The 24,057-nt window shown below is 63.7% G+C and carries 15 protein-coding genes; 7 read left to right on the top strand and 8 right to left on the bottom strand.

Annotated features, from left to right (window positions below; genetic code table 11):
• Positions 1-56 precede the first annotated feature (56 nt).
• The 4 genes from EN804_RS21270 to mtnK all read right to left on the bottom strand — a co-directional run bounded on the left by EN804_RS21270 (position 57) and on the right by mtnK (position 5,008).
• Positions 57-998 (bottom strand): D-ribose ABC transporter substrate-binding protein, encoded by a 942-nt coding sequence (locus tag EN804_RS21270; protein WP_135921219.1) that lies wholly within the window; start codon positions 996-998, stop codon positions 57-59.
• 264 nt (positions 999-1,262) lie between these two features.
• Complete coding sequence (locus EN804_RS21265) at positions 1,263-2,090, bottom strand: phosphogluconate dehydrogenase C-terminal domain-containing protein (RefSeq protein WP_127277215.1); 828 nt, start codon at positions 2,088-2,090, stop codon at positions 1,263-1,265.
• Positions 2,091-2,645: 555 nt separating this feature from the next.
• A complete protein-coding gene (mtnA, locus tag EN804_RS21260) occupies positions 2,646-3,740 on the bottom strand; it encodes an S-methyl-5-thioribose-1-phosphate isomerase (RefSeq protein WP_127277213.1) in 1,095 nt (364 codons plus the stop codon).
• Positions 3,737-5,008, bottom strand: coding sequence for an S-methyl-5-thioribose kinase (gene mtnK / locus EN804_RS21255; protein ID WP_135921217.1), 1,272 nt, complete (start codon positions 5,006-5,008; stop codon positions 3,737-3,739). Before mtnK ends, mtnA begins: the two co-directional genes overlap by 4 nt.
• A gap of 137 nt (positions 5,009-5,145) precedes the next feature.
• Between mtnK and EN804_RS21250 the strand changes: the two genes are divergently transcribed.
• The 3 genes from EN804_RS21250 (at position 5,146) to EN804_RS21240 (ending at position 8,833) form a co-directional block, all read left to right on the top strand.
• Positions 5,146-6,657, top strand: a complete 1,512-nt coding sequence (locus EN804_RS21250; protein ID WP_135921215.1) for a sugar ABC transporter ATP-binding protein — start codon at positions 5,146-5,148, stop codon at positions 6,655-6,657.
• An 81-nt stretch (positions 6,658-6,738) separates the two neighbouring features.
• Positions 6,739-7,734: an ABC transporter permease gene (locus tag EN804_RS21245; protein ID WP_127277593.1), complete on the top strand. Its 996-nt coding sequence runs from the start codon at positions 6,739-6,741 to the stop codon at positions 7,732-7,734.
• A gap of 49 nt (positions 7,735-7,783) precedes the next feature.
• Positions 7,784-8,833 (top strand): substrate-binding domain-containing protein, encoded by a 1,050-nt coding sequence (locus tag EN804_RS21240; protein ID WP_135921213.1) that lies wholly within the window; start codon positions 7,784-7,786, stop codon positions 8,831-8,833.
• A gap of 68 nt (positions 8,834-8,901) precedes the next feature.
• Here EN804_RS21240 and EN804_RS21235 read toward each other — a convergent pair whose 3' ends face one another.
• Both EN804_RS21235 and EN804_RS21230 read right to left on the bottom strand, forming a co-directional pair.
• Positions 8,902-10,956, bottom strand: a complete 2,055-nt coding sequence (locus EN804_RS21235; RefSeq protein ID WP_135921211.1) for a bifunctional aldolase/short-chain dehydrogenase — start codon at positions 10,954-10,956, stop codon at positions 8,902-8,904.
• Positions 10,957-11,043: 87 nt separating this feature from the next.
• Positions 11,044-12,009, bottom strand: a complete 966-nt coding sequence (locus EN804_RS21230) for a sugar-binding transcriptional regulator (RefSeq protein WP_127277600.1) — start codon at positions 12,007-12,009, stop codon at positions 11,044-11,046.
• A gap of 202 nt (positions 12,010-12,211) precedes the next feature.
• Here EN804_RS21230 and EN804_RS21225 point away from each other — a divergent pair, with 202 nt between their 5' ends.
• The 4 genes from EN804_RS21225 (at position 12,212) to EN804_RS21210 (ending at position 19,250) form a co-directional block, all read left to right on the top strand.
• Positions 12,212-13,852, top strand: a complete 1,641-nt coding sequence (locus tag EN804_RS21225; protein WP_135921209.1) for an acyl-CoA synthetase — start codon at positions 12,212-12,214, stop codon at positions 13,850-13,852.
• Positions 13,853-14,043: 191 nt separating this feature from the next.
• On the top strand, positions 14,044-14,649 hold the full coding sequence (locus EN804_RS21220) for a TetR family transcriptional regulator (protein ID WP_135921207.1): 606 nt from the start codon (positions 14,044-14,046) through the stop codon (positions 14,647-14,649).
• A gap of 54 nt (positions 14,650-14,703) precedes the next feature.
• Entirely contained in the window at positions 14,704-15,846 is a 1,143-nt protein-coding gene (locus EN804_RS21215; protein WP_127870640.1) for an efflux RND transporter periplasmic adaptor subunit, read from the top strand.
• Positions 15,847-16,103: 257 nt separating this feature from the next.
• Positions 16,104-19,250, top strand: coding sequence for an efflux RND transporter permease subunit (locus EN804_RS21210; protein ID WP_127870641.1), 3,147 nt, complete (start codon positions 16,104-16,106; stop codon positions 19,248-19,250).
• A gap of 73 nt (positions 19,251-19,323) precedes the next feature.
• On the opposite strand, the gene EN804_RS21205 is transcribed toward EN804_RS21210, so the two are convergent.
• Complete coding sequence (locus EN804_RS21205; RefSeq protein ID WP_127277896.1) at positions 19,324-21,033, bottom strand: APC family permease; 1,710 nt, start codon at positions 21,031-21,033, stop codon at positions 19,324-19,326.
• A gap of 253 nt (positions 21,034-21,286) precedes the next feature.
• A complete protein-coding gene (locus EN804_RS21200) occupies positions 21,287-23,656 on the bottom strand; it encodes an aminomethyltransferase family protein (RefSeq protein WP_135921205.1) in 2,370 nt (789 codons plus the stop codon).
• Positions 23,657-24,057 lie beyond the last annotated feature (401 nt).

Genomic DNA, 24,057 nt, shown 5'->3' with positions numbered 1-24,057 from the left:
TGAATGGAGGCGAGGGGCGAACCTGGGTCCGCCCCTCGCAATTATAGCGCGCCGGCTCAGTTCTTCAGCGCGAAGGTTTCGAGCTTGGCGGCATTGTCGCCGTTGATGAGCACGCAGTCCATCAACTGCTTTTCCTTCTCGGGCGACTTCTTGTTCTTGATGAAGTCGCTGGCCTGTTCGACCGCCATCTGCGCCTGGGCGTAGGCCGGCTGCAGCACGGTCGCCTTGATGCCGCCGGAGGTGATGGAATCGCGCACGTCGTTCGAACCGTCGAAGCCGACGACGATGACATCCTTGCGGTTCGCGGCCGCGAGCGCCGCATAGGCGCCCATCGCCATCGTGTCGTTGCCGGAGATGACGCCCTTGATGTCGGGATTGGCCTGGAGGATCGATTCCATCTTGGAATAGGCGTCGGTCTGGCTCCAGTTGGCCGACTGCTGCGCGACCATCTTCAGGTCCGGATAGTCGTCGATGACATCATGATAGCCCTTGGAGCGGATGCCGGCATTGGTGTCGGATTCCTTGCCGACCAGCTCGACGAAATTGCCCTTCTCGCCCATTAGCTTGACGAACTCCTGCGCGCCGAGCTGCGCGCCCTGGTAATTGTTAGAGACGATCTGCGCCACGGCGACGCCGGTGGCGTTGATCTCGCGGTCGATCAGGAAGGAGGGAATGCCGGCGTCCTTGGCCTTCTGCACAGCGGCGACGGTCGCGTCGGCACCGGCATTGTCGAGGATGATCGCCTTGGCGCCGCGGCCGATCGCGGTGTCGATCAGTTGGGACTGCTTGTTGGCGTCGTCGTCATGCACCAGCACCAGCGCCTCGTAGCCGAGTTCCTTGGCCTTGGCTTCGGCGCCGACGGCTTCCGCCTTGAAGAACGGATTGTCGTGCGATGGGGTGATGATGGCGATGAGGTCGGCCGCGTAGGCGGGCATCGCCGTGCCGATTGCCAGCACACCTGCGAAGGCGGCAAGCGTCATTCTGCGTGTCAGTTTCATGAAGTCCTCCCTTTGAAAAATCTGTGCCTCGGTCGTCGAGGCGACTGCATCTGAATTCGTCAGGCCGCGGAGAATGCGGACCACTTCGGCTCAAGCCGTCGATCGGCTTCTTCAGAGCCGATCCGCGCTCCCGTTCCCCGCCATCCTCCACTCGTCCCGGCTCGAACTCCCAGCGAAGCGTGCCCGATCCGAGCCAGCAACAATTTAGCCAACTGGTATGATGAGTCAATCACAAATTCAGGTGATATGTACCTGATGGCTCGTTCAGGTAATCCGCTGGATGCTGGCCGCGATCTCTTCCGGCTCGAAGACGCGCTTCCAGTCGTCGCGCATCAGCACCGGCTTGCCGAACTCGATCGCCTTGTTGCATGCATCGGAGAACACGCCCTGGGTCTCACCGAAGATGACGGCGCCGAGCACGTTCATGTGGCCAAGCAGGAAATCGAGCGCCGCCTGCTGGTCGACGCCGCGCGCCACGACCTCGTCGACCGCTTCCTTCATGACGACCAGCAGCGAGGCGCACACGGTTTCCGAAAGGCCTGGCTCGAGCAGCGCCATCTGTTCGACGGAAACGCGGTGCGAGCGCATCACCGGCGCCCAGATGATCTTGGCGATGGCCTCGCCCTTGGCATAGTCGGCTTCCGGTCCCTGCATCAGTGCGCTGACCATGTGCTGCTTTGCCTTGACGCCGCCGAAATAGTCCTTCTTGGCCGCCATGTCGGTCTCGTCGTTGAAGATCGGCGGATGGCAGGGATGGGTGACGAAGTAGGTCAGGTCGGGACGATCGGGCAAATGGCCGGCGAAGGGTGCTGCGGCATCGAGCACGATCACCATCGTGCCCGGCGCAAGCTTGCTCTCGATGCCGGCCGCGACCTTGCCGATATGAGTGTCCGGCACGGCCAGGATCACCACGTCGGCGCCTTTCAGCGCCTCGTCGGCGCTGACCGTATCGAAGCCCAGTCCGGTCTTCAGCCGCTCACGCCCAGCCTCGCTGACCTCGACATGGCGGATTGTGTAGGGCGAGCCGCGGAAATTGGTCGAAAGGCGGTATCCCATTTTGCCGCCGGCACCGAACAGCGCGATCGTCGTCATCTAGCCCTTGCTCCCTGGTCTTGAACGATGGCTTAGCCGATCGTTGCCTTATATACTGGTATGATCACTCTACCACGTTTTGGCAAGAGGAAATCATCATCCGTCTGTCATTCCGGGCGGACCGCCTCGGGCGTCCGGATCGGATTTCACCGCGTCGCCGTCACCGCCCGTGCTGTAGAAGGCGGCCCGTCGCGACGGCACTTTCCAGCCCGGCATCGCCAGATCGAGGAGAGCAACGATATCCTGGACGATGTCCTGCGCGCCCGACGGCAGACCGCCGGTCTGTAGGTGTGGTGATGATGGGGACGTGCAGGCTGGCGAACAGGTGGCGACGGCGCTTGTCGATCCGCTGAAGATCAACGTGCCTTATTAGCCTGCCCGCGATTGGAGTGCCTGAAGCGTCATGGTCCCCGGCCGCCAAAACACGCCCATGGATGCCATTATTCGCGGCGGCCCGCGGTGCTCACCGCACTTTGTCAGCGTGCTGGAGATCGCCAGGCGGCACGGCCCGGACCGTGAACGTTTGGTTCTGAACGCGCGCCTTCGCGCAACCGATTATCCCCGCTCGGGGAACATCGCCCTCAGCCCTTCGCGCGAGGCCTTGGCGATGCCGCGCTCGGTGATCAGTCCGGTCACCAGTCGTGCCGGCGTCACGTCGAAGGCGGGGTTCCTTGCCGGCGTCGCTTCGGGCGACACACGCACCTGGGCGATCTCGCCCTTGGCGGTTTTGCCCCAGACCAGCGACACCTCGTCGCCCGAGCGCTCCTCGATCGGGATTTCAGCGAGGCCGTCGCCCACTGTCCAGTCGATGGTGGGAGAGGGCAGCGCGACGTAGAACGGCACGTCATTGTCGGCGGCGGCGAGCGCCTTCAGATAGGTGCCGATCTTGTTGCAGACATCGCCATCAGCAGTCGTGCGGTCGGTGCCGACGATGACCATGTCGATCGCGCCGCGCTGCATCAGATGGCCGCCGGCATTGTCGACGATCAGCGTGTGCGGCACGCCGTGGCCGGCCATCTCCCAGGCGGTCAGTTGGGCACCCTGGTTGCGTGGTCGTGTTTCATCGACATAGACATGGACTGGAATGCCGGCCTCGACGGCGAGATAGATGGGTGAAGTGGCTGTGCCGTAGTCAACGGTCGCCAGCCAGCCGGCATTGCAGTGGGTGAGGATATTGACCGTCTCGCCCGGCTGTTTGCGCGCCGCGATCGCCTTGATGATTTCAAGGCCGTTCTTGCCAATGGCGCGGTTCAGCCCAACGTCCTCGTCGGCGATTTCACTGGCGCGCCGGTAGGCGGCCGTGGCGCGTTTTTCTGGCGGCAACGGCCGCAGGAAACGCCGCATCTCGTCCAGCGCCCAGCGCAGGTTGATCGCCGTCGGTCGTGTCTCGTGCAGTGTTTCCCAGACGGCATCGAGCGCTTCGTCGGATGCGTCATCCGTCATCTGCATGGCGACGCCATAGGCCGCGGTGACTCCGATCAGCGGTGCGCCGCGCACCCACATGTCGCGGATCGCGGTGGCGACGCCGGCGACCGTGCCGAGCTTCTCGATGCGGAATTCATGCGGCAGCCAGCGCTGGTCGATGATCTCCACCGAGCGGCCGTCGCCGCTGAGCCAGATGGTCCGATAGTGGCGGTCGCCGACGTTCAAATGCTGTTCTCCTGTTCGATCAGCGCGGCCAGGTTGTTGACCTCGTCGATGCTGTGAATCTGGTGCCGGTTGACGGCGATGTGGCGGCCGAATTTCAGCGCCTTCGCCTCACAACTGGCGCGTAGGTCGTCATCGGCAATGGTCTCGAAGTCGGCATTGTGGGCGAGGCCGAGGATGCGTCTGTGCACCTCGATGCCGGCAAAACCGAGCAGATCGGTCCAGGTCTGGTGCAGCACATGGTCGAGCGCCTGCTCGGCGGCGAGTATGTCGCCCTGATCCTCGAACAGGCTCTTCTGGTAGAGCATGCCGGTGCGCTCGGTGCGCCACAGATGCGAGAACTCGGCGCGAAACACCGCCCAAGTCTCGACGACGACACCGAGCAGATAGGCGCGCATGGCGTCGCGCTTGCCGTTCTGCTCATGCCCGCGTTGCGAGAAGAAGGACATCCAGAAATTGGCGAGTAGCATGCCGACGTCGAACGCCATCGGACCGTAGAAGGCGAATTCCGGATCGATCATCCGCGTTTCCTGGTCGGTGACCATGATCGAGCCAGAGTGCAGGTCGCCATGAAGAAGCGTCTCGGCATTGGCGGCGAAGATATGCTTCAGCCGCTGTGCCTCGACCTTGAGGTCGCGGTCGGCCCGCAACTCGGCAACCAACGCGTCGAGCTGCGGGCTGGTGTGGCGGTTCATCTTGGCGTCGAAGTAGGGGTCTGAGAATACGAGATTCTCGGTGATGTCGCAGAGTTCGACATTGTCCGCGAACAACGCGAGGTCCGCCTTGCGCTCCCTGGTCACCATCGACAGGTCGGAACCGCGGAACAGGGTGCGAGCCATGAACAGGCCGATATCCCGGGCAATGTTCGGCAACTGCCGGCCCTCGATCAGCGCCCGCCGCAGGATGATGTGCGGCGACAGATATTCCATGATGATCAGCGCCTGGGTCTCGTCGAAGTAATAGATCGCCGGCACCGAGCCCGGCGCACGCGCCTCCTGCCGGGTCAACGCGTGATACTCGAAGAAGGAGCGCTTCAGGGGCAGCGGCCAGCTGTCACCGACGAGGCGGACATAGGGCAGGGCCTGCTTGACGATGGCGCCGCCACTGGCGCCTTCGACGATGAACACCAGGTTCAGATTGCCGTCCCCGACTTCGCGGACTTTCCAGGCGCTCGCGTCCCCGCCGATCTTCGCGCACAGCGCTTCGTTCGTGCCGAGACGTGTTGCGAGCGTCTCCACCGACAATGCTTCGAACGGCAATTTCCCAGTCATCCTCGTCCCTCCCGCCTGTGTGCTCCGATCATAAGGGAGCCTTGGCGGCGGGGCCAAGCTAGGAAGCTGTCTGGCAATTGTCAATCGTGTTGACAATTGACGATATTGACCATAGCGTCGTCGTCAGGGAGGAACGCATGATCGGCAATGCCGTGTTCCGCGTAGAGGGACTGAGGAAATCCTTTGGCCGCAACGAGGTGCTTGGCGGCATCGCGCTGGACCTCCATGCCGGCGAAGTGACGGTGCTGATGGGCGCCAACGGCGCCGGCAAATCCACCCTCGTCAAGATCGTCAGCGGCGTCTACGAGCGTGGCGGCGGCACCATGACGCTCGCCGGCCAGGACTTCGCACCGAACACGCCGGCGGAAGCGATCCGCGCCGGCGTCGTCACCGTGCACCAGAACATCAATGACGGTGTTGTCGCCGACCTCGATGTCGCCACCAATCTCACGCTCGACAGGCTGAGCGGCCGGGGCGTACCGACCCTGTTCAACCCCGTCCGCGTGCGCCGCGAAGCCAAGGCGGTCGCCGATCGCATGGGGTTGGCCATCGATCTCAAGGCACGCGTCAGCGATCTGTCGCTGGCCGACCGCCAGATGGTGGCGATTGCCCGAGCGCTGGCGCACCAGCCGAAAGTGCTGATCCTCGATGAGCCGACCTCATCGCTCTCCAGTGCCGAAGCCGACAGGCTGTTCGCGCTAGTCGACCGGCTGCGCGAGCAAGGCGTGGCGATCCTCTATATCTCGCACCGCATGTCGGATATCAGGCGGCTCGCCGACCGCATCGTCTCGATGCGCGATGGTGTCGTCTCGGGCGCCTTCGACACCAAGCCGCTCGACTATGAAGGCGCGGTCAACGCCATGCTCGGCCGCAAGATCCATCTCGACCAGATCGTCGCCAGGAGTTCGGCCAGGGCGGTCCTGGCCATCGAGGGGCTGCGCATCGCGCAGGGTGCCCGGCCGATCTCGCTGACGCTTGGCGATGGCGAGGTCGTCGCCATCACCGGCCTCGTTGGCGTCGGCAAGACCGCTCTTGCCGAAACGTTGTTCGGTGTGCGCCGGCCGCTCGCCGGCACCATGACGATGAACGGCAAGCCTTACGCGCCGCGCTCGGCGGGCGACGCGATCGCCGCCGGCGTGTTTCTCGTCGCCAAGGATCGCGCCAGCAGCGGCATCATCGGTGGCTTCAACATCGAGCGCAATGTCAGCCTGCCTTTCCTGAAGCGTATGTCGAATTTCAGCGTGCTCAAACGCCGCCTCGAACGCGCCACCGCGCGCCGGCAGATCGAGCAACTCGGCATCGTCTGCCGCTCGGAGAAGGACGAGATGTCGGCGCTGTCCGGCGGCAACCAGCAAAAGGTGATGGTCGCCCGCTGGATGGCGCAGAATGCCGCGCTGTTCATCCTCGATGAGCCGTTCCAAGGCGTCGACATTTCGGCAAGGCGCGACATCGCCGCCAAGCTGAGGGCAAGCGCCAATGGCCGTGCCACGCTCTTGTTCGTCACCGAACTCGACGAAGCGCTGGAGACGGCCGATCGCATCCTGGTGATGTCGGAGCACACGATCGTCGGCGAACACCGCAATGCCGATGTCGACCTCGACCGCCTTTTGGCCGAGGTCGCCGGCGGACCGCTGCACAGCGCTGCCTGAGGGTGGCGGTGAATGGAATTGGAATGGAGAGACCATGAGTCGGAGTTGGGTAAAAACGGCAGCGGCGCTGGGGTGCGCCGAATGACGCTGCGCGACTATGCCATCCGCTACGGGTTCATCGTGCTGCTGTTCGGATTGGTCGCCTATTTCGCGATCGCCGCCGACGGGTTCGTCTCGCCGCAAAGTGCCGTCTTCATCTTCCAGTCGGTCGCCATCACCGGCGTGCTGGCGCTCGGCGTTACCGCCACGCTGGTTGTCGGCGGCTTCGACCTGTCGATAGGCTCGGTCGCGACCTCGGCCATGATGGCGGCGGCCTATGTCATGGTGGTCCTGGAACAGAACGCCGTCGTGGCGGTCATCGTCTGCCTGTTGATCGGCGCCCTTGTCGGCCTGATCAACGGCTGGCTGATCGTCTACATGCGCGTGCCGGACCTCTTGGCGACGCTCGGCATGATGTTCCTGCTGGTCGGCCTGCAGCGCATCCCGACAGAAGGCCGCTCGATCGCCACCGGCATGACCATGCCCGACGGCTCGGTCGCCAACGGCAAATTCTCCGATGCCTTCCTGGCGCTCGGCCGCCACCGCTTCGATTTCTTCATCCCGAACCTCATTCCGGTGTCGGTCGTCGTGCTTCTGGTGCTGGCGGTGTTGATCTGGTTCTTCCTCGAATACACCCGCTTCGGTCGTATGATGTATGCGGTCGGCTCCAATGAGCGCGCCGCCGAACTCGCCGGCGCGCCTGTCAAGGCATACAAGATCTGGGCCTACGTTATTTCAGGAGTTTTTGCCTCGATCGGGGGCATTTTGCTCGCCGCCCGGCTTGGACGCGGCGACATCGCCTCGGGTAATAATCTGCTGCTCGATGCGGTTGCCGCGGCGCTGATCGGCTACGCGGTGCTCGGCGCCGCCAAGCCGAACGCCTTCGGCACCGCCATCGGCGCGCTGTTCGTCGGCATCTTGCTGCAAGGCCTGACGATGATGAACGCGCCCTACTACACGCAGGATTTCGTCAAGGGCGTGGTTCTGGTCGTCGCCCTTGTCTTCACCTTTGCCCTTTCGGGCAGGGGCAGGGGCTAGCATTCGGCCGGACAGGATTTTGGGTTCAACAAAAGTGGAGGAAAACAAGGTGAACATCACAAGAAGAGTTCTGGGGAAAGTGGCGCTCGGGCTGGCCGGCGCAACCATGCTGATGCAGGGGGCATTTGCCGCGGACAAGCCGGCGCCGTTCGACAAGCCGGGCGTCAAGATCGCGCTGGTCCGTTATCTCTCGACCGGCGACTTCTTCCAGGCCTATCTCTCGGGTGTCGAGGCGCAGTCGAAGGCGCTTGGCATCGACCTTCGCGTGCTCGACAGCCGCCAGGACGCCGCGCTTCAGTCCGACATGGTTGATCAGGCCATCGCGCTCGGCGTGCAGGGCATCATCATCCAGCACGGCCTGACGGAATCGATGAAGGACGCCGCCCAGCGTGCCGTCGACGCCGGCATCAAGGTGGTGGCTTTCGACGTCAATGTCGAAAACCCCAAGATCCCGCAAGTCGAACAGTCGGACAAGGACCTGGCGCGGCTGGCGCTCGAGCAGGCGGTCAAGGACAATGGCGAAAGCTGGAATGCCGGCTATGTCTATGTCGCCGGCATTGCGCCGCTCGACCGCCGTAACGAAACCTGGGTCGACGTGAAGAAGAAATATGCCGGCATCAAGGAGGCCGCCGTGTTCGGCACGCTCGACAACCCGATCGCCAACTCCGTCGCCAACCAGGCGCGCTCGGTGCTGTCGGCGCACCCCGACATCAACGTGATGTTCGCCCCTTATGACGAATTCGCCAAGGGCGTGAAGATCGCCGTCGACGAAGCGGGCCTGAACAAGAAGATCAAGATCTATTCGGCCGACATCTCGACGTCCGACATCGCGGCGATGCGCGAGCCCGACAGTGCCTGGGCCGCGACCGCGGCAACCAACCCGGCCGTCGTCGGCCAGGTCTCGGTGCGCGCGCTGGCGCAGCTGCTCGCCGGCGAAGATCCCGGCCACAACGTCATCGTGCCGCCGACGCTGATCACGCAGAAGGAGCTGATCGACAAGGACATCAAGAACATGGAAGACCTGTCGGCCAAGCTGCCACAGTTCGCCCATGCCGACGTCGCCATGCCCGCCTGGATGCCGAACCCGAACGCGAAGTAAGGCTCGCCAGTACAGGACGGAAAAGGGCGGCCCGTGAGCCGCCCTTTTTGTTGCCTGTCGGGAGATGCCTAGCGCAGCGCCGCGGCGATGTTGCCGCCGTCGACTGTCGTCACGTCGGCGGTGGTGCGATCGGCCAGTGCGTGATGCAGGAAGGCCTGCGCCACATCCTGCGCCGTCACTTCTTGGCCGAGCAGATTGCCGGACATGTATTCCTTCTCGGACACGCCGCGCGCGCCCGAGCGGCTGGCGATCATGGCGTCGGTCAAAAGGCCAGAGCGGATGCGGTCGGCATTGACGGCATTAGAACGGATGCCATGGGCGCCGTAGTCGAGCGCGTATTGCCTGGACAGGAACAGCGTCGCCGCTTTCGGCACGCCATAAGCGCCGAATTTCGGGCCCGGATTGACCGCCTGCTTGGAGGTGTTGAACAACAGCGCGCCGCCGGTGCCCTGTTCCAGCATGATGCGCACGGCGTTCTGCGCCGCCGACTGGTGGGCGAAGAAATTGAGCTCGAAGCTCTTGCGCAGCAGCGCATCGTCAAGCTCGCCGATGCGGCCTTCCCAGGCGGCGCCCGCATTGGACACCAATATGTCGACGCCGCCGAAGACGGCGACCGCCTTGTCGAAGGCGGCACGCATCTGGGCCGGGTCGGTGATGTCGGCGCCAACACCGATCGAATTGTTGCCGGCTTTTTTGGCGGCATTGGCGGCCTTCTCGGCGTCGAGATCGACGACGACGGCATGAGCGCCATTGTCAGCGAACAGCTTGGCGGTTGCCGCACCAATCGCGCCGGCGCCGCCGGTGATCAGCACCACCTGTCCGGTCAGCGGCTTCGGCTTGTTGGAGGCGAGCTTGGCCTGTTCCAGCGACCAGTATTCGAGCGGGAACAGGTCCGCCTTGGACAACGGGTGGAAACGCCCGACCGCCTCGGCGCCGCGCACGGCCTCGATCCACATTTCGCCGACGTCCGATGCGATCCTGGCATCCTTCAGCGTGCGGCCATGACCGAACATGCCGAGCCCCGGCACCAGCGTCAGTCGCGGCATGGGATCGAGCATGGTGCGCTTGACGTCGTCGAGCGCGTCATTGGTCTCGAAATAGGCGCGGTAATCGCTGACGAAGGCGTCGACATGGCTCTTGATGACGGCCTTGTAGTCGTCGGCCTTGTCGGCATCGGGCGCCGGCACGGCCATCGGTCCGGTCTTGATGCGGATCGACAGATCCGGCGTCGACACGCCACGCCCGGCATAGTCGGCGATCTCAGCCGAATTGATGAAGTCGACGATCGCGTCGGAGGTGCGGAAATCGCTGATCATGCGGTCGAAGCGGCCTTCGCTGCGTCGCGCCGCGACCGCGCCGCGCAGCATGGGCGCGATGGAAGCCGGCGTCGCCAGCCTTGCCGGCAATGCTGCCTTTGCCACCTTGGGCTTGGCATGCTTGGCCACATAGTCTTCGGCGACGTTCACATAGTGGATCATCCGGTCGTAGGCCTGCCTGGCATCGTCGCCGAAGGTGAAGATGCCGTGCTTGTCGAGGATCAGGCCTTCTACCGTTGGGTCGGCGTCGAAGACATCGGCCGCCGCCTTGGCGAGATCGAAGCCCGGCATGATGTAGGGCACGTAGCCCATTTTTGCTCCGAACACCTTTGCCACCAGCGGCTTGCTGTCTTCCTGGTCGACAATGGCCAGGATGGCGGTCGAGTGGGTGTGATCGACGAACTTGTGCGGCAGGAAGGCATGCAGCAGCGTCTCGACCGAGGGGTTGGGCGAGGCGGGGTCGATCAGGTTTGCCCGCTGCAGCGCGACCATTTCCTCGTCGGAAAGCCTGTCCAGCTTGCGCGCCTTGAGCAGCGCGCCCATCTTGACGGCGGGCAGGCCCTGCGGCTCGATGACGGCCATGTCCCAGCCGCTGCCCTTGACGCACAGCACGTCCCACTCGTCGCCGACGAGGTCGGTCGCCTTGATCTTGCAGGAGGTGTTGCCGCCGCCATGCAGGACCAGCTGTGGCACGCCGCCTAGAAGCCGCGTCGTGTAGACACGCAAGGCGAGGTCGCGGCCGACGCCCTTCTTCGCATAGTCGGCAACGAGTTTTTCGGCCGCGTCGTCGTTCCACAGGTTCTTCATGTTCGCTTCGTCCAGTTGCTGTCTTTAGGTGGTGAAACAGGAATGCCGCGACGCCTTGATGACAATGCGTCGGCAAAGGGTTTATTTTCAGGATGCCTTTTCTGCTGACGCTCCGGCATGATCGAGCAGCCGTTGCGCCATATGCGCGCCGACCACCAGATGCGTGCAAAGGCCGCCGGCGATGGCTGCGAGCAGCGGCTCGAACTTGCTGTCCTCCTGCACGACCATCAGCCGCTTCCCGATGACGCGCAGCGAAGCAAGCCCCGCCGAGATGACCCGCCGGTTGTAGCTGCAGTCGAGCAACTCGCCACCGGCATCGATGATCTGCCCGGCGATGACACCGGCCGCACCTTCTTTGCGCAGTGCCGCCATCTCGGCTGCCGTCAGCGCGCCACACTTCACCAGATGGCTGTCGGCATCGACCGCGCCGATGGAGTAGAGCGCAAGATCGCAGTCGCTGATCCCAGCAAGCTGGTCGCGGATCACCGGCTCGGCGCGCAGGCCTTGCGCCAGTGCCTCGGTCGACAGCACCAGGGGTGCGTAGAAGTTGAGGCCCTTGGCGTTGAGCCGGCGCGCGATTTCCATCGTGCACTGGTCGGGCCGGTAGGAGTAGGGCGCGCCGAGATTGCCGCAGAGCTGCACCACGGTGACGTCCTGCAGGTCGGCATAGGACATGATGTCGGCGATGGTGTAGACGGTGCGGCCCCAGGCAACGCCGATGCGGTCGCCTTTCCTGACGAGTTCCAGGAACACGCTTGCCGCCAGCACCGCGATATCGGTCGACGGGTCGGCGAGATAGGCGTTTTCAGGCGCGATCCAGACGGCGTCGAGCTTCAGGGCGTCTTCCAGCCTGCGCGCCATGACGTCGTCGGTGAAGAGCTGCGTCGAGGTCGAGATGTTGACGATGCCAGTCTCGCGCGCCTTGCGCAGATACATGGCGACGGAGGCGCGCGAAATGTTGAGCTGATTGGCCACTTCGTCCTGCCGAAGCCCATGGGCATAGTAAAGCCAGGCCGCCTTGTGAATGAGCTGTTCTGCCGGTCGGATCGCCATGCCACCTCCTTGGCTGACAATAGTCACGGCTCTCGACAAAAGTCAAATTTGGATCGACAGGAAGCGATCTTCTGCCGCCGCGGCTCGATGGAGATCACCATTCCAGCAAGTCGCCGCAGCATAGCATTTTCAGCCATCCAGGGGGATAGCGTGACGACGAACCTGGGGTTAGAAAGCTCGAAAAGACTTTGGGGAGGATGGGATGGCCAATCCCTACGAACAGGATCTCGACAGGAACGCCGCCAACCACCAGCCGTTGACGCCGCTCACCTATCTGGAGCGCGCGGCTAAAACCTATCCCGACCATATTGCCATCATTCACGGCAGGCAGCGCATCAGCTACCGCGCCTTCTGGCGCCGCTCCCTGAAGCTCGCCTCGGCGCTGCACAGGCACGGCATCGGCAAGGGCGATACGGTGACGGTCATGCTGTCGAACACGCCGCCGATGCTGGAGGCGCATTTCGGCGTGCCAATGACCAAGGCCGTGCTGCATTCGCTCAACACGCGCCTCGATGCCGCGGTCATCGCCTTCCAGCTCGACCACGCCGAGACCAAGGTGCTGATCGTCGACCGCGAGTTTTCCGGGGTCGTGCGAGAAGCGCTCGGTCTGGCCAAGGTCAAGCCGCTGGTCATCGACTACGACGATCCCGATTACGCCGCTGATGCGCCCTACCCGAAAGGCGAGCGGGTCGGCACGGTGGACTACGAGGCCTTTGTCGCCAATGGCGACGAGGAGTTCGCCTGGTCGATGCCCGACGACGAATGGGATGCCATCTCGCTCAACTACACGTCGGGTACGACAGGCAATCCCAAGGGCGTCGTCTATCACCACCGTGGTGCTGCCCTGATGGCCTACACCAACACCATCCATGCCGGCATGGCGAAGCACGCCGTCTATCTCTGGACCTTGCCGATGTTCCACTGCAATGGCTGGTGTTTTCCCTGGACGCTGGCCGTCCAGGCCGGCACGCATGTCTGCCTGCGCTGGGTGCGGCCGAAGCCGATCTACGACGCCATTGCCGACCATGGCGTCACGCATCTGTGCGGGGCGCCGGTCGTCATGTCGGTGCTGATCAACGCCAGGGATGAGGACAAGCGCGCGTTTGCGCAGACGGTCACCTTCAACACGGCTGCCGCGCCGCCGCCCGAAGCCGTGCTGTCGGGCATGGCCGATGCCGGCTTCGCCGTCACCCATCTCTACGGGTTGACCGAGACCTACGGTCCGGCTGTCGTCAACGAATGGCATAATGGCTGGGACGCACTCGACAAAGGGGCGAGGGCGGGCAAGAAGGCACGGCAGGGCGTGCGCTATGCCGCGCTCGAGGGCCTGACGGTGATGGATCCCGAAACCATGGCTGAAACGCCCGCCGACGGCGAAACCATCGGCGAGGTCATGTTCCGCGGGAACATCGTCATGAAGGGCTACCTGAAGAACCGCAAGGCAACGGACGAGGCTTTCGCCGGCGGCTGGTTCCACTCGGGCGATCTCGGCGTCATGCATCCCGACGGCTACATCCAGCTCAAGGACCGCTCCAAGGACATCATCATCTCCGGTGGCGAGAACATTTCCTCGATCGAGGTCGAGGACGCGCTCTACAAGCATCCCGCCGTCGCCTCCTGCGGCGTCGTCGCACGCCATGACGACAAGTGGGGCGAGGTGCCTGTCGCCTATGTCGAGCTGAAGCCGGGCAAGGAGGCGAGCGAGGCCGAGATGATAGAGCACTGCCGGATGTTGCTCGCCCGCTTCAAGGTGCCAAAGGCGGTGATCTTCGCCGAAATACCGAAGACCTCGACCGGCAAGATCCAGAAATTCCGGCTGCGGGAAATGGCCAAGGTCGCCTGAAGCCCTCCGTGGGCCTTTTCGAGAGAATTATTTTCAGAGGCCCGCATCCTGGGGGCGTCTTGTGACGTCTATGGGATGTCACCATTTGTCACCTATCGTACGCGTACGTCGAATCCGTGTTGACAGAGTGCCCCTTTCGATTTACGAGTGATGAAAATCGAAATTCGTCACTCGTTATTTGACAGAGAGCTATGTCCGAAGTCGCCAACATCGTCGCCGACGTCGCCCGCCAGGAAAATGTGACGCGCATTCTCGATTGCGCCGAGCGCCTGTTCCGGCACTATGGCTACGGCAAGACCAATGTCGCCGACATTGCCCGCGAACTCGGCATGTCGCCGGCCAACATCTATCGTTTCTTTGCCTCCAAGGTCGAAATCCACCAGGCCGTCTGTGGCCGGATGCTCGGCGCCAGCTACAAGATGGCCTACGAGATCATGCACCTGCCGATCAGCGCCGAGGAGCGGCTGCGGCGTTACGTGCATGCGCAGTACAAGATGACGATGGAGGTCATGCTCGACGACCAGAAGGTCCACGAGATGGTCATCGTCGCCCTCGAGCGCGACTGGGGCGTCATCGACAAGCATGTCGACAGCATCCACGATCTCTTCGCCGAGGTAATCCGCGAGGGCATCGAGGCCGGCGAGTTCAGGAAACAGGACCCGGTGACCGCATCGCGCTGTTTCGGTGCCGCCACCGTCATCCTGTGCCATCCGCAGATGGTGGCGCAGTGCCTCGCCAAGACCAATCGGGCGATGCCCGACGAGCTCATCGATTACGCCATCAGAGCCTTGAAATAGCCGCCGCCAGCCGGTGCCGGTGTCGACAGTCCGCCTCCAGTCGGGAGTATCAAGATGTTTTTGCCCAGTTCCATCCTTCGCAAGCTGCCAGCCGCCGGCCTGATCATCGCATCGCTTGGGCTTGCCGGCTGCTCGCAGGAAAAGGCGGAGGTGAAGGACATCATCCGCCCGGTCAAGGTCGTCGAGATCGCGAAGGCGCATGACACCCGCACGCTGTCCTATTCCGGATCGGTGCGCGCCCGCACCGAGAGCACACTGGGGTTCCGGGTCAACGGCAAGATCACCGAGCGTCTCGTCGACATCGGCCAGCACGTGGCGCCTGGCGATGTGCTCGCCCGCATCGATCCCTCAGACTATGACCTGTCGGTCAAGAGCGCGCAGGCCGCGCTGGATGCCTCAGAACGTCAGGTCGAGACCGTCGAACTCGCCCGCAAGCGCGCCGAGCAGCTTTTCGCCAAGAACTTCGCGCCGAAATCGCAGCTCGAACAGGCGACGCTGACCTTTGACCAGGCCGTCGCCACGCGCGACTCCGCCCGCTCGACGCTTGCCCAGGCCAGAAACCAGGTCGGCTATACCGACCTCAAGGCCGACAGGGACGGCATCGTCACGGCGGTCAACGCCGATGTCGGCCAGGTGGTTGGCTCGGGCACGCCGGTGATCACCGTCGCGGTCGATGGCGAAAAGGAAGTGCTGATCGCGGTTCCGGAAATGGAGATCGCGCAGTTCAAGCCGGGCAAGGACGTCAAGGCGGGCTTCTGGTCCGATGCCGCTCTGGCGCTCGACGGCAAGGTCCGCGAGGTCGCCGGCAGCGCCGATCCGCAGTCGCGCACCTTTGCCGTCCGCGTCAGCCTGCCCAACGACCCGCGCGTGCTGCTCGGCATGACCGCCAATATCGAGGCGTCGGCAGCCAACGAAAAGCAGCTCGTCTCTATCCCGCTGAGCGCGCTCGCCGAGAAAGACAGCCAGTCGATCGTCTGGACGGTCGATCGCGGCGCCGACACGGTTCATGCCCGTCCAGTCAAGGTCGCCGAGTTCGCCGCCGACGGCGTGCGTGTCGCGGAGGGATTGAAACCGGGCGATATCGTGGTCGCCGCCGGTACGCAGTTCATGACCGAGGACCTGAAGGTGAAACTCGCCGGCGGCGTCACACAGCAGTCCGCCTCGGCCGAAGGCGAGGACGCCAGCAAGCTGCGCTGACGACAGACAGATCGGCCGCGCGTTCCCGCGGCCGCAGGTTTCCGGGCGGCGTGCCCGAAGGTCGAGACGTCAAGGCCGATGTACCCCCGCATCGATCCTCGCGTCCCACCGCGATGAGTGTCTCTCCGCTCGAAGAGCGACGCCGCCCGGAAACCAGTATCGAACGCAGATGATTTCGTTTCGCGCGCCGCGCTTCTTCGAAGCACCTTCCTCGAAGCACAAGGGCGCCGGCAACCAAGCAAAGTGGATCAGCACCGATGACGACCTCCACTGAAGAAAAGCGGCCCTTCAATCTCTCTCGTTGGGCAATTGGCCATCCCTCCATTGCGCGTTTCCTGTTCGGGCTGATCATCATCGCCGGCGCGCTCGGCCTGATGCGCATGGGCCAGAAGGAGGATCCCGATTTCACCTTCCGCGTCATGGTCGTGCAGGCGATCTGGCCGGGCTCCTCGATCCAGGAGATGGAAGACCAGGTCGTCAACAAGATCGAGCGCAAATTGCAGGAGACGCCGCATCTCGACTTCGTGCGCTCCTTCACCCGCGCCGGCAGCGCCATCATCACCGTCCAGATCAAGGGCGACACCAACGCCGCTGAAGTGACGGATGCCTTCTATCAGGTGCGCAAGAAGGTCGGCGATATCCAGGGCGACCTGCCGCAGGGCCTGCTCGGCCCCTATTTCAACGACGAGTTCGGCGACACCTTCATCACGCTGCATTCGATCAGCGGCGACGGCTTCTCCTATCCGGAGCTGAAGAAGTTCGCCATCCAGGCGCGCGACATGCTGTTGACGACATCAGGCGTCGAAAAGGCCGTCATCATCGGCGACCAGCCGGAAAAACTCTATATCGACGTCTCGTCCAAGGCGCTGGCCGAACGCGGCCTGACGCTGACCGACCTGCAGAACGCGATCAAGGGCCAGAACAACGTCGATCCAGCCGGCTCCGTCGATACCGGCGTCAATTCGGTGCGCATCTCCGTCGAAGGCGACGTCGCCAAGGCCGCCGACATCAGGGAATTGCGCCTGCGCGCCGGCGGCCAGGTGACCCGGCTGGGCGACATCGCCACCGTCACTTCGGGGCTGGAAGATCCCTTCCAGCGCAAATACCGCTTCAATGGCCACGACAGCGTGCAGCTTGGCGTCGTCATGGCCAAGGGTTTTAAAGTCACCGATGTCGGCAAGGATGTCGAGGCGACCTACAAGCACTTCGAGGAAGCGCTGCCCTATGGCGTTTCGGTCGACCAGATTTCCGACCAGCCGGGCGTCGTCACGGACGCGGTCGCCGAATTCATGCATGCGCTCGGCGAGGCGCTGCTGATCGTGCTCGTCGTCTCGTTCCTGTCGATCGGCTGGCGCTCGGGCCTGGTGATCGCCATCGCCATACCGCTGGTGCTCGCCGCCACATTCGCCATCATGTATGAAATCGGCATCGACCTGCAGCGCATTTCGCTGGGCGCGCTGATCATCGCGCTCGGCTTGCTCGTCGACGACGCCATGATCGTCGTCGAGATGATGGAACGGAAGCTCGAGGAGGGGTTGGTCAAGATCGAGGCGGCGAGCTTCGCCTATTCCTCGACCGCCTTCCCGATGCTGACCGGCACGCTGATCACCACCGCCGGCTTCATCCCGGTCGGCTTCGCCGCCTCGACGGCTGGCGAATATGTGCGCACCCTGTTCTATGTCGTCGGCATCGCGCTGATCGTGTCGTGGTTCGTGGCGGTCTATTTCACGCCGTGGCTGGGGCATATGATCCTCAAGCAGCGCAAGCATGCCGGCACCCACCACGACGCCTTCGACACGCGTTTCTATCGCCGGCTTCGCTCGACCGTCGGCTGGGCGGTGCGTCACCGCATCATCGTGCTGGTGATGACGCTGGTGACTTTCGGCACCAGCCTGTGGGCCTTCCAGTTCATTCCGCAGAACTTCTTCCCGCAATCGTCGCGGCCCGAAATCCTCGTCGACCTCTGGCTGCCGGAAGGCACCTCGATCAAGGAAGTCGAGACGCAGGCCAAGGCCCTGGAAGCCAAGATGATGGACGACAAGGACAAGCGTTTCATCGCCACCTATATCGGCGAGGGCGCCCCGCGCTTCTTCCTGCCGCTCGACCAGCAACTGCGCAACCCGAATTTCGCCCAGATGCTTGTCATGGCCAATGACGAGCCGGCCCGCGAGCGGCTGATCGTCAAGCTGCGCACGGTTCTGGCGCAGGATTTCCCGTCGATCCGTGCCAAGGTCGACCGCCTGTTCCTCGGACCGCCGACCGGCTGGCCCGTGCAGATGCGCGTCATGGGTCCGGATCGTCAGGAGGTGCGCCGCATCGCCGACCAGGTGAAGGCGAAGTTCCGCGAGGATCCGCTGCTTGGCGCCGTCCATGACGACTGGCTGGAGCCGGTGCCGGCGATGAAGCTGGTCATCGATCAGGATCGCGCCCGTGCGCTCGGCGTCACCTCGCAGCGCATCCGCCAGATGCTGCAGGCCGCGATGTCCGGCGCGCCGCTCGACGATTTCCGTGACGGCGAGGAGACGGTGTCCATCGTCGCCCGCGAGCCGGATGCCAGCCGCAGCCTGCTGTCCTCGGTCGACTCGGTCTATATCCCGACCGATTTCGGCGGCTTCGTTCCGCTGTCGCAGGTCGCCAAGGTCATGCCTGTGCTGGAGCAAGGCATAGAGTGGCGCCGCGACCGCCTGCCGACCATCTCGGTGCGCGCCACATTGCCCGACGGCGTGCAGTCCAACGACGTCGTCACCAAGATGTACAAGGACATGCAGGGTCTGCGCGACGGCCTGGCGCCCGGTTACAAGATCGAGATTCAGGGCGGGGCCGAGGATTCGGCTGAAAGCCAGGCTTCGATTGCCGCCAAGGCGCCGATCATGCTGGCCGTCATCGTCGTGCTGCTGATGATCCAGCTGCAGAACTTCGGCAAGGCGATGCTGGTGCTGGCGACGGGCCCGCTCGGCATCATCGGTGCTGCCGCCGCTCTGCTGATCAGCGGCGCGCCATTCGGCTTCGTCGCCATCCTCGGCGTTATCGCGCTGCTCGGCATCATCATGCGCAACTCGATCATCCTGGTCGACCAGATCGACCAGGACATCGCCAGGGGCATGGACCGTTCCGAAGCGATCATCGGCTCGGCGGTGCGCCGCTTCAGGCCGATCGTACTGACGGCGATGACCGCGGTGCTGGCACTGATCCCGATCTCGCGCGCCGTGTTCTGGGGGCCGCTCGCCTATGCCATGATGGGCGGCATTCTGGTCGCGACCGTGCTCACCATCCTGGTGCTGCCGGCGGGCTATGCGCTCTTCTTCGGCCGCGAGCCGAAGAAGGTGAAGACCGACGAGCAGGCCCCTGAGCCAGGAGAGATCGAAGGCATCGAACGGCCGCAATTGGCTTTGGCGGCGGAATAAGAAAAAAACCGGCCGGTCGATTTGCGACCGGCCGGTTTTCCTTGATGCAGTGGCTTGGGCCGCGGTCAGATCATCAGATGACGAATACCCAATTGGCGATGAGCATGACCGCCACGCCGGCGACCAGCGTCAGATAGGGCAGCATGCCCGCCTTCTTGACCGAGAGGTCGGCTCCCGCCATGCCGAGGTCGGCCAGCATGTGGTCCGGGAATTTGCCCTTGTCCTGGATGTAGTGGCGGAAGCAGAACACCGGGATGATCAGCGCCGCGGTGATCAGGCCGGCCCACAGGGCCATCGGGTTCCACACCTTGGCGCCTGCGCCCATGAAGATGGCGTTGACATAGGCGAAGATCGCCCCGATCCCCAAGAGCCAGCTAGGCGCCTTCCACGGCCGTACGATATGGCCGTTGTCGATGCGGTGGATCCAGCCGGCATTGAGGTTGAGGAAGTTGAAGATGATGTAGCCGCAGTTCGACACGGCGAGGATGAAGAAGAAGCTCGTCGCGTCGGCCGAGGCGATCGCCAGAACCGCCAGGTTGAAGCAGAGGTCAGTCCACATGGCCCGCGTCGGCGCGCCGTGTTCGTTGACGTGGCTGAGATAGCGCGGCAGCCAGCCGTCGACCGAGCCCTGGTATAGCGTGCGCGAGGAGCCGGCCATCGCCGTCATGATGCACAGCACCAGCGCCAGGATCATCAGCATGACAAGCAGGCTGTGGATAATCTTGCCGCCGCCGACCATGCCGGCCAGCGCGTCGGCCACGCCTGAGCCGTCGACGATCGGCGTTGCCAGCATGCCGTTCAGGCCGAGCACGCCCTGGAAGGTGAAGGGCACCAGGATGAACAAGAGCATGCAGAGCAGGCCGGAATAGAAGATGGCCTTGAACGTATCGGTGCCGGGGTTCTTGAATTCCGACGTGTAGCAGACGGCGGTTTCGAACCCATAGGTCGACCAGGCTGCGATGAACATGCCGCCGAGCGCCAACGTCCAGCCGGCGATGTTCCAGGAGCCGGGCTCGGGTGCGTAGGCAGCCGCCAGCGGCACCAGCGGCGAGAAGTTCGCCCAGTCGATCTGACCGGTGAAGATCGGCACGACGCCGACAATCAGCATCGGGATGATGACCAGCAGGCCGATATATTTCTGCACGCTGGCGGTGCCCAGGATGCCGCGATGCTGGATCGAGAAAATGATCAGCATCAGCACCGCGCCGATGAAAAAAGTGGCGTTGAGCGTGAACGAGACCGGGCCCAGCGTGTGGCTCCACAGCGTCCAGTTACGGATGGCCGGCGTCGCGGCGGCGGTCACCGCGGTGATGGCGTCTGCGGGAACCGTTCCGGCATGCGCGGCGATGTAGGCCACCACCTCGGGCGAGGTGTCGGTGAAGATCGGCACCGGCGCCAGCGCGTTGAGGATATAGGCAGCCGCGATCGAGCAGCCGAGCGACAGCACCGGCGACCAGGCGAACCAGTTGCACCACACCGACAGCGGCGCGATGAACTTGGAATAGCGCAGCCACGCCGTGGCGCCGTAGATCGAGGCGCCGCCGGACTTGTTCGGAAACAGGCCGGCGATCTCGGCATAGGTGAAGGACTGCAGGAAGCCCATGATCATGGACACCGTCCAGATCAGGAAGGCCAGCTTTCCCGTCGTGCCGGCAATGCCGCCGATCGAGAACAGGACCAGCGCCGGAACGCCGCTCGCCACCCAGAAGGCGCCGCGCCAGTCGATATGCCTGAGCAGCTTGCTTTCGGCAGGCTGGTCCAGGACCGTACTTATCGTGCTCATGTCGATGAGTTCCCCTTTTTCGATGTTCCCCGCCAGCGATGCCTCGGCTACGCGAAGCTTGCTCCCCGGCTAATGATCGTTCCGGCCGCAGTGTTTCCACTCAGTCGTATTTTTTTCTTAAGAGTGAAGATTGATCCGGCGCGCCGTCACGTCAAGCGATTTGTGAAACCGTGCACATCACGCTTGCGCGCGCTGATGACAAAGCGTCCGGCGGGGTGGCCGGCGGGCGCTTTGCGAACCCAAAAAGGGCAGGTCAGGAGCGTGGTTTGGTCTTTTGCGGATCGTAGTGGGCAAAGGCGACGACCCGGGCCGGCAGCCGCTTGGCATGGCCGTCGAGTTTGCCGATCTCGACCTCGGTGCCGATGGCGGCATGAGTGACGTCGAGACGCGCCAGCGCGATGTTCTTGTTCAGCACCGGCGAGCGCATGCCCGACGTGATGACGCCGATCTGGGCGCGGCCGACATGGACGCAGTCGCCATGGCCGACGGCGACATTGGCGTCGATCTCGAGGCCGACCAGCTTCGTCTGCGGATGGTCCTTGCGCCGGATCAGCGCCTCGCGGCCGATGAAATCGTCGGTCTTGCTCTTCAGCGGCACGGTAAAGCCGATACCGGCCTCGAACGGATCGATCTTGTCGGAAGATTCGTAACCGGCGAAGATCAGCCCGGCCTCGATGCGCACCATGTCGAGTGCCTGCAGGCCCATCGGCTTCAGACCGTGCGGCTGGCCGGCTTCCCAGATGGCGTCGAACACCTTTTCGGCGTCGCGCGGATGGCACCAGACCTCGTAGCCGAGTTCGCCGGTATAGCCGGTGCGCGAGACGACGATGGGGATGCCATTGCCGCCACCGATCCTGGCGACGGCGAAGCGGAACCATTCGAGTTCCTCGATCGAGGGCTGTAGCGGCGAGGTCCAGATCACCTGTTTCAGGATGTCGCGGCTCTTTGGCCCTTGCACGGCGATGTTGTGCATCTGGTCGGTGGACGAGCGCACCAGCACGTTGAGGCCGAGCTTTGTCGCCGTCTCGCGCAGCCATTCGCCGGACAGGTCGTCGCCGCCGACCCAGCGGAAATTGTCCTTGCCGAGCCTGAGCAGCGTGCCGTCGTCGATCATGCCGCCATGCTCGTAGCACATGGCGGAGTAGACGACCTGGCCGACGCCGAGTTTCTTGACGTCGCGCGTCAGCGTGTATTGCAGCAGCGCCTCGGCATCCGGGCCGGTGACCTCGAATTTGCGCAGCGGCGACAGGTCCATGATCACCGCGTCCTGCCGGCAGGCCCAGTATTCGGCGATGGCCCCTTCCTTGGCGAAGGAATTGGCCAGCCAATAGCCCCTGTACTCGACGAAGTCGCGTGTGTGCTTGGCAAAGCTCTGGTGAAAGGCTGTCTCGCGGGTCATTTTCGGTTCCGAATCGGGCGTCATGCGTCTGGCGATCGCTCGCGAGAATTTGTGCTGGCCGGAATAGGTCCGCACGTGGATGTCGGTCAGGTCCCAGCCATTGGCCGGTGTCGTGTCGTCGGGACAGGCGGAGGAAACGCAGACGATGTCGGTCAGCGCCTTGAGCAGGACATAGTCGCCGGCGCGCGACCATGGCTCGTCCGACACCATGACGCCATGGGCGTCAATCGCCGTGTTGAAGAAGAAGTTGATCGCCATCCAGCCGGCGCGGGGATTGACGCCCTTGCCGGTAAGCGCGCGGTTGAAATTCTCCGAGCAGTTGGTGTGGCCGGGATAGCCGATGTCGTCGTAATACTTCGCCGCACAGGCGAGCGCGAAGGCGTCGTGCCGGCCGCACGTGTCCTGCACCACCTCGACCAGCGGCTCCATGTCCTGGTCGTAATATTTCGAATGCAGGCCGGGCATCGGATAGCTCGCGCCCATCAGCGTGCGCGTTGTCGTGACGTCGAGCGGATGGTCGAGGCCCTTGTCGAGCTTGCGCGCCGAGAAGCATTGGAAGTCGGTGCACTGGCGGCCGTCGACATCGATGATCTGCAGATAGTCGCCGGCCTTGACGAAATAGGATTCGGCGGTTGCCGAATGCACCCTGAGATCGAGCACCGGATCGGCGAGCGGATCGGCAAGCTGCCCTCTCGTCTTCAGCCGGATGGTGGCGCGGCGCACGATCACGGTCAGCGGCGTCGCCGTGTTGTGGCCGTCGACCAGCATAGGTCCGCCAGGCGCCGCGATCAGCAGCGCGCCGTCGCGCTGGACCGAAAAGCTCTGCTCGGTGCCGGCCGGCGTGGCGCCGCCGAACACGCGCACGGCCTTCGGCTGGTCGAGCTCTACCTTGCGGCGCTCAAGGCCGCGGCGCAGCGATGCGATGCTGTCATCGCCCTCGGCGAGCAACGCCTTGATGCCGGCGGCATTGCTGTTGGATTTCTCGCCGAGAATGCCGGGGTCGGTGACGCCCGACTTATCCCAGGCCAGCAACTCGCAGGCCTGACCACCCTCTACGTTGCGCACCGTGACCGTATCGCCGGCCTCGACCTCGATCAGCACCGCGCCATTGCCCTGGATCGTGTAGCGTTCCATCCCCGGCGGCAGCGCGATCTGTCCAGGCCTCAGGATGAGGCTGGGCCTGGGCGGTCCGGCAGTGACAGCGGGGTAGGGCGACTGGCTCATCTCAGCTTGCGGTTCGAGAAACTAGTTTGCCTGTGTGTAAAATTATTTTCGCTGAGAGAATAGCAGGGTGGTCGCTTTTGGCAAGGCGGTGGTGAGGTGCGTTGGCACTATCATTCAGGTAGGCGCTTGCCGATCAGCCTGGTTTCGGAACGTCAGCGCTGCCCCTCATCCGCCCTTCGGGCACCTTCTCCCCGTAAACGGGGCGAAGGACACTGCCACCTTCGATTTCGCCAATCGCCAACGTTGCAGATCGGAGTGCCGCCCTTGCGGACATTGTCCAGCCGATAGATGGGTAACAGATTGAACCGGATACATAGGTAACAGTTCTCCCCCTATGCATCCGCCGCAGCGCCAAGCGGTTTGGTTGGCGCGGCGCTGCGGCGGACGAGCTTCATACGTCT

Origin of the sequence: Mesorhizobium sp. M8A.F.Ca.ET.161.01.1.1 (genome assembly GCF_004792105.1) — a bacterium.
Lineage (GTDB): Bacteria > Pseudomonadota > Alphaproteobacteria > Rhizobiales > Rhizobiaceae > Mesorhizobium.
This window is presented reverse-complemented; position numbering and strand designations above follow the sequence as displayed.

Bases quoted from the DNA above. Each gene is read 5' to 3' on its own strand.
- EN804_RS21270 (WP_135921219.1), bottom strand. From the start codon at position 998: ATGAAACTGACACGCAGAATGACGCTTGCCGCCTTCGCAGGTGTGCTG.
- EN804_RS21265 (WP_127277215.1), bottom strand. From the start codon at position 2,090: ATGACGACGATCGCGCTGTTCGGTGCCGGCGGCAAAATGGGATACCGC.
- mtnK (WP_135921217.1), bottom strand. From the start codon at position 5,008: ATGACTGGGAAATTGCCGTTCGAAGCATTGTCGGTGGAGACGCTCGCA.
- EN804_RS21250 (WP_135921215.1), top strand. From the start codon at position 5,146: ATGATCGGCAATGCCGTGTTCCGCGTAGAGGGACTGAGGAAATCCTTT.
- EN804_RS21245 (WP_127277593.1), top strand. From the start codon at position 6,739: ATGACGCTGCGCGACTATGCCATCCGCTACGGGTTCATCGTGCTGCTG.
- EN804_RS21235 (WP_135921211.1), bottom strand. From the start codon at position 10,956: ATGAAGAACCTGTGGAACGACGACGCGGCCGAAAAACTCGTTGCCGAC.
- EN804_RS21230 (WP_127277600.1), bottom strand. From the start codon at position 12,009: ATGGCGATCCGACCGGCAGAACAGCTCATTCACAAGGCGGCCTGGCTT.
- EN804_RS21225 (WP_135921209.1), top strand. From the start codon at position 12,212: ATGGCCAATCCCTACGAACAGGATCTCGACAGGAACGCCGCCAACCAC.
- EN804_RS21220 (WP_135921207.1), top strand. From the start codon at position 14,044: ATGTCCGAAGTCGCCAACATCGTCGCCGACGTCGCCCGCCAGGAAAAT.
- EN804_RS21215 (WP_127870640.1), top strand. From the start codon at position 14,704: ATGTTTTTGCCCAGTTCCATCCTTCGCAAGCTGCCAGCCGCCGGCCTG.
- EN804_RS21210 (WP_127870641.1), top strand. From the start codon at position 16,104: ATGACGACCTCCACTGAAGAAAAGCGGCCCTTCAATCTCTCTCGTTGG.
- EN804_RS21205 (WP_127277896.1), bottom strand. From the start codon at position 21,033: ATGAGCACGATAAGTACGGTCCTGGACCAGCCTGCCGAAAGCAAGCTG.
- EN804_RS21200 (WP_135921205.1), bottom strand. From the start codon at position 23,656: ATGAGCCAGTCGCCCTACCCCGCTGTCACTGCCGGACCGCCCAGGCCC.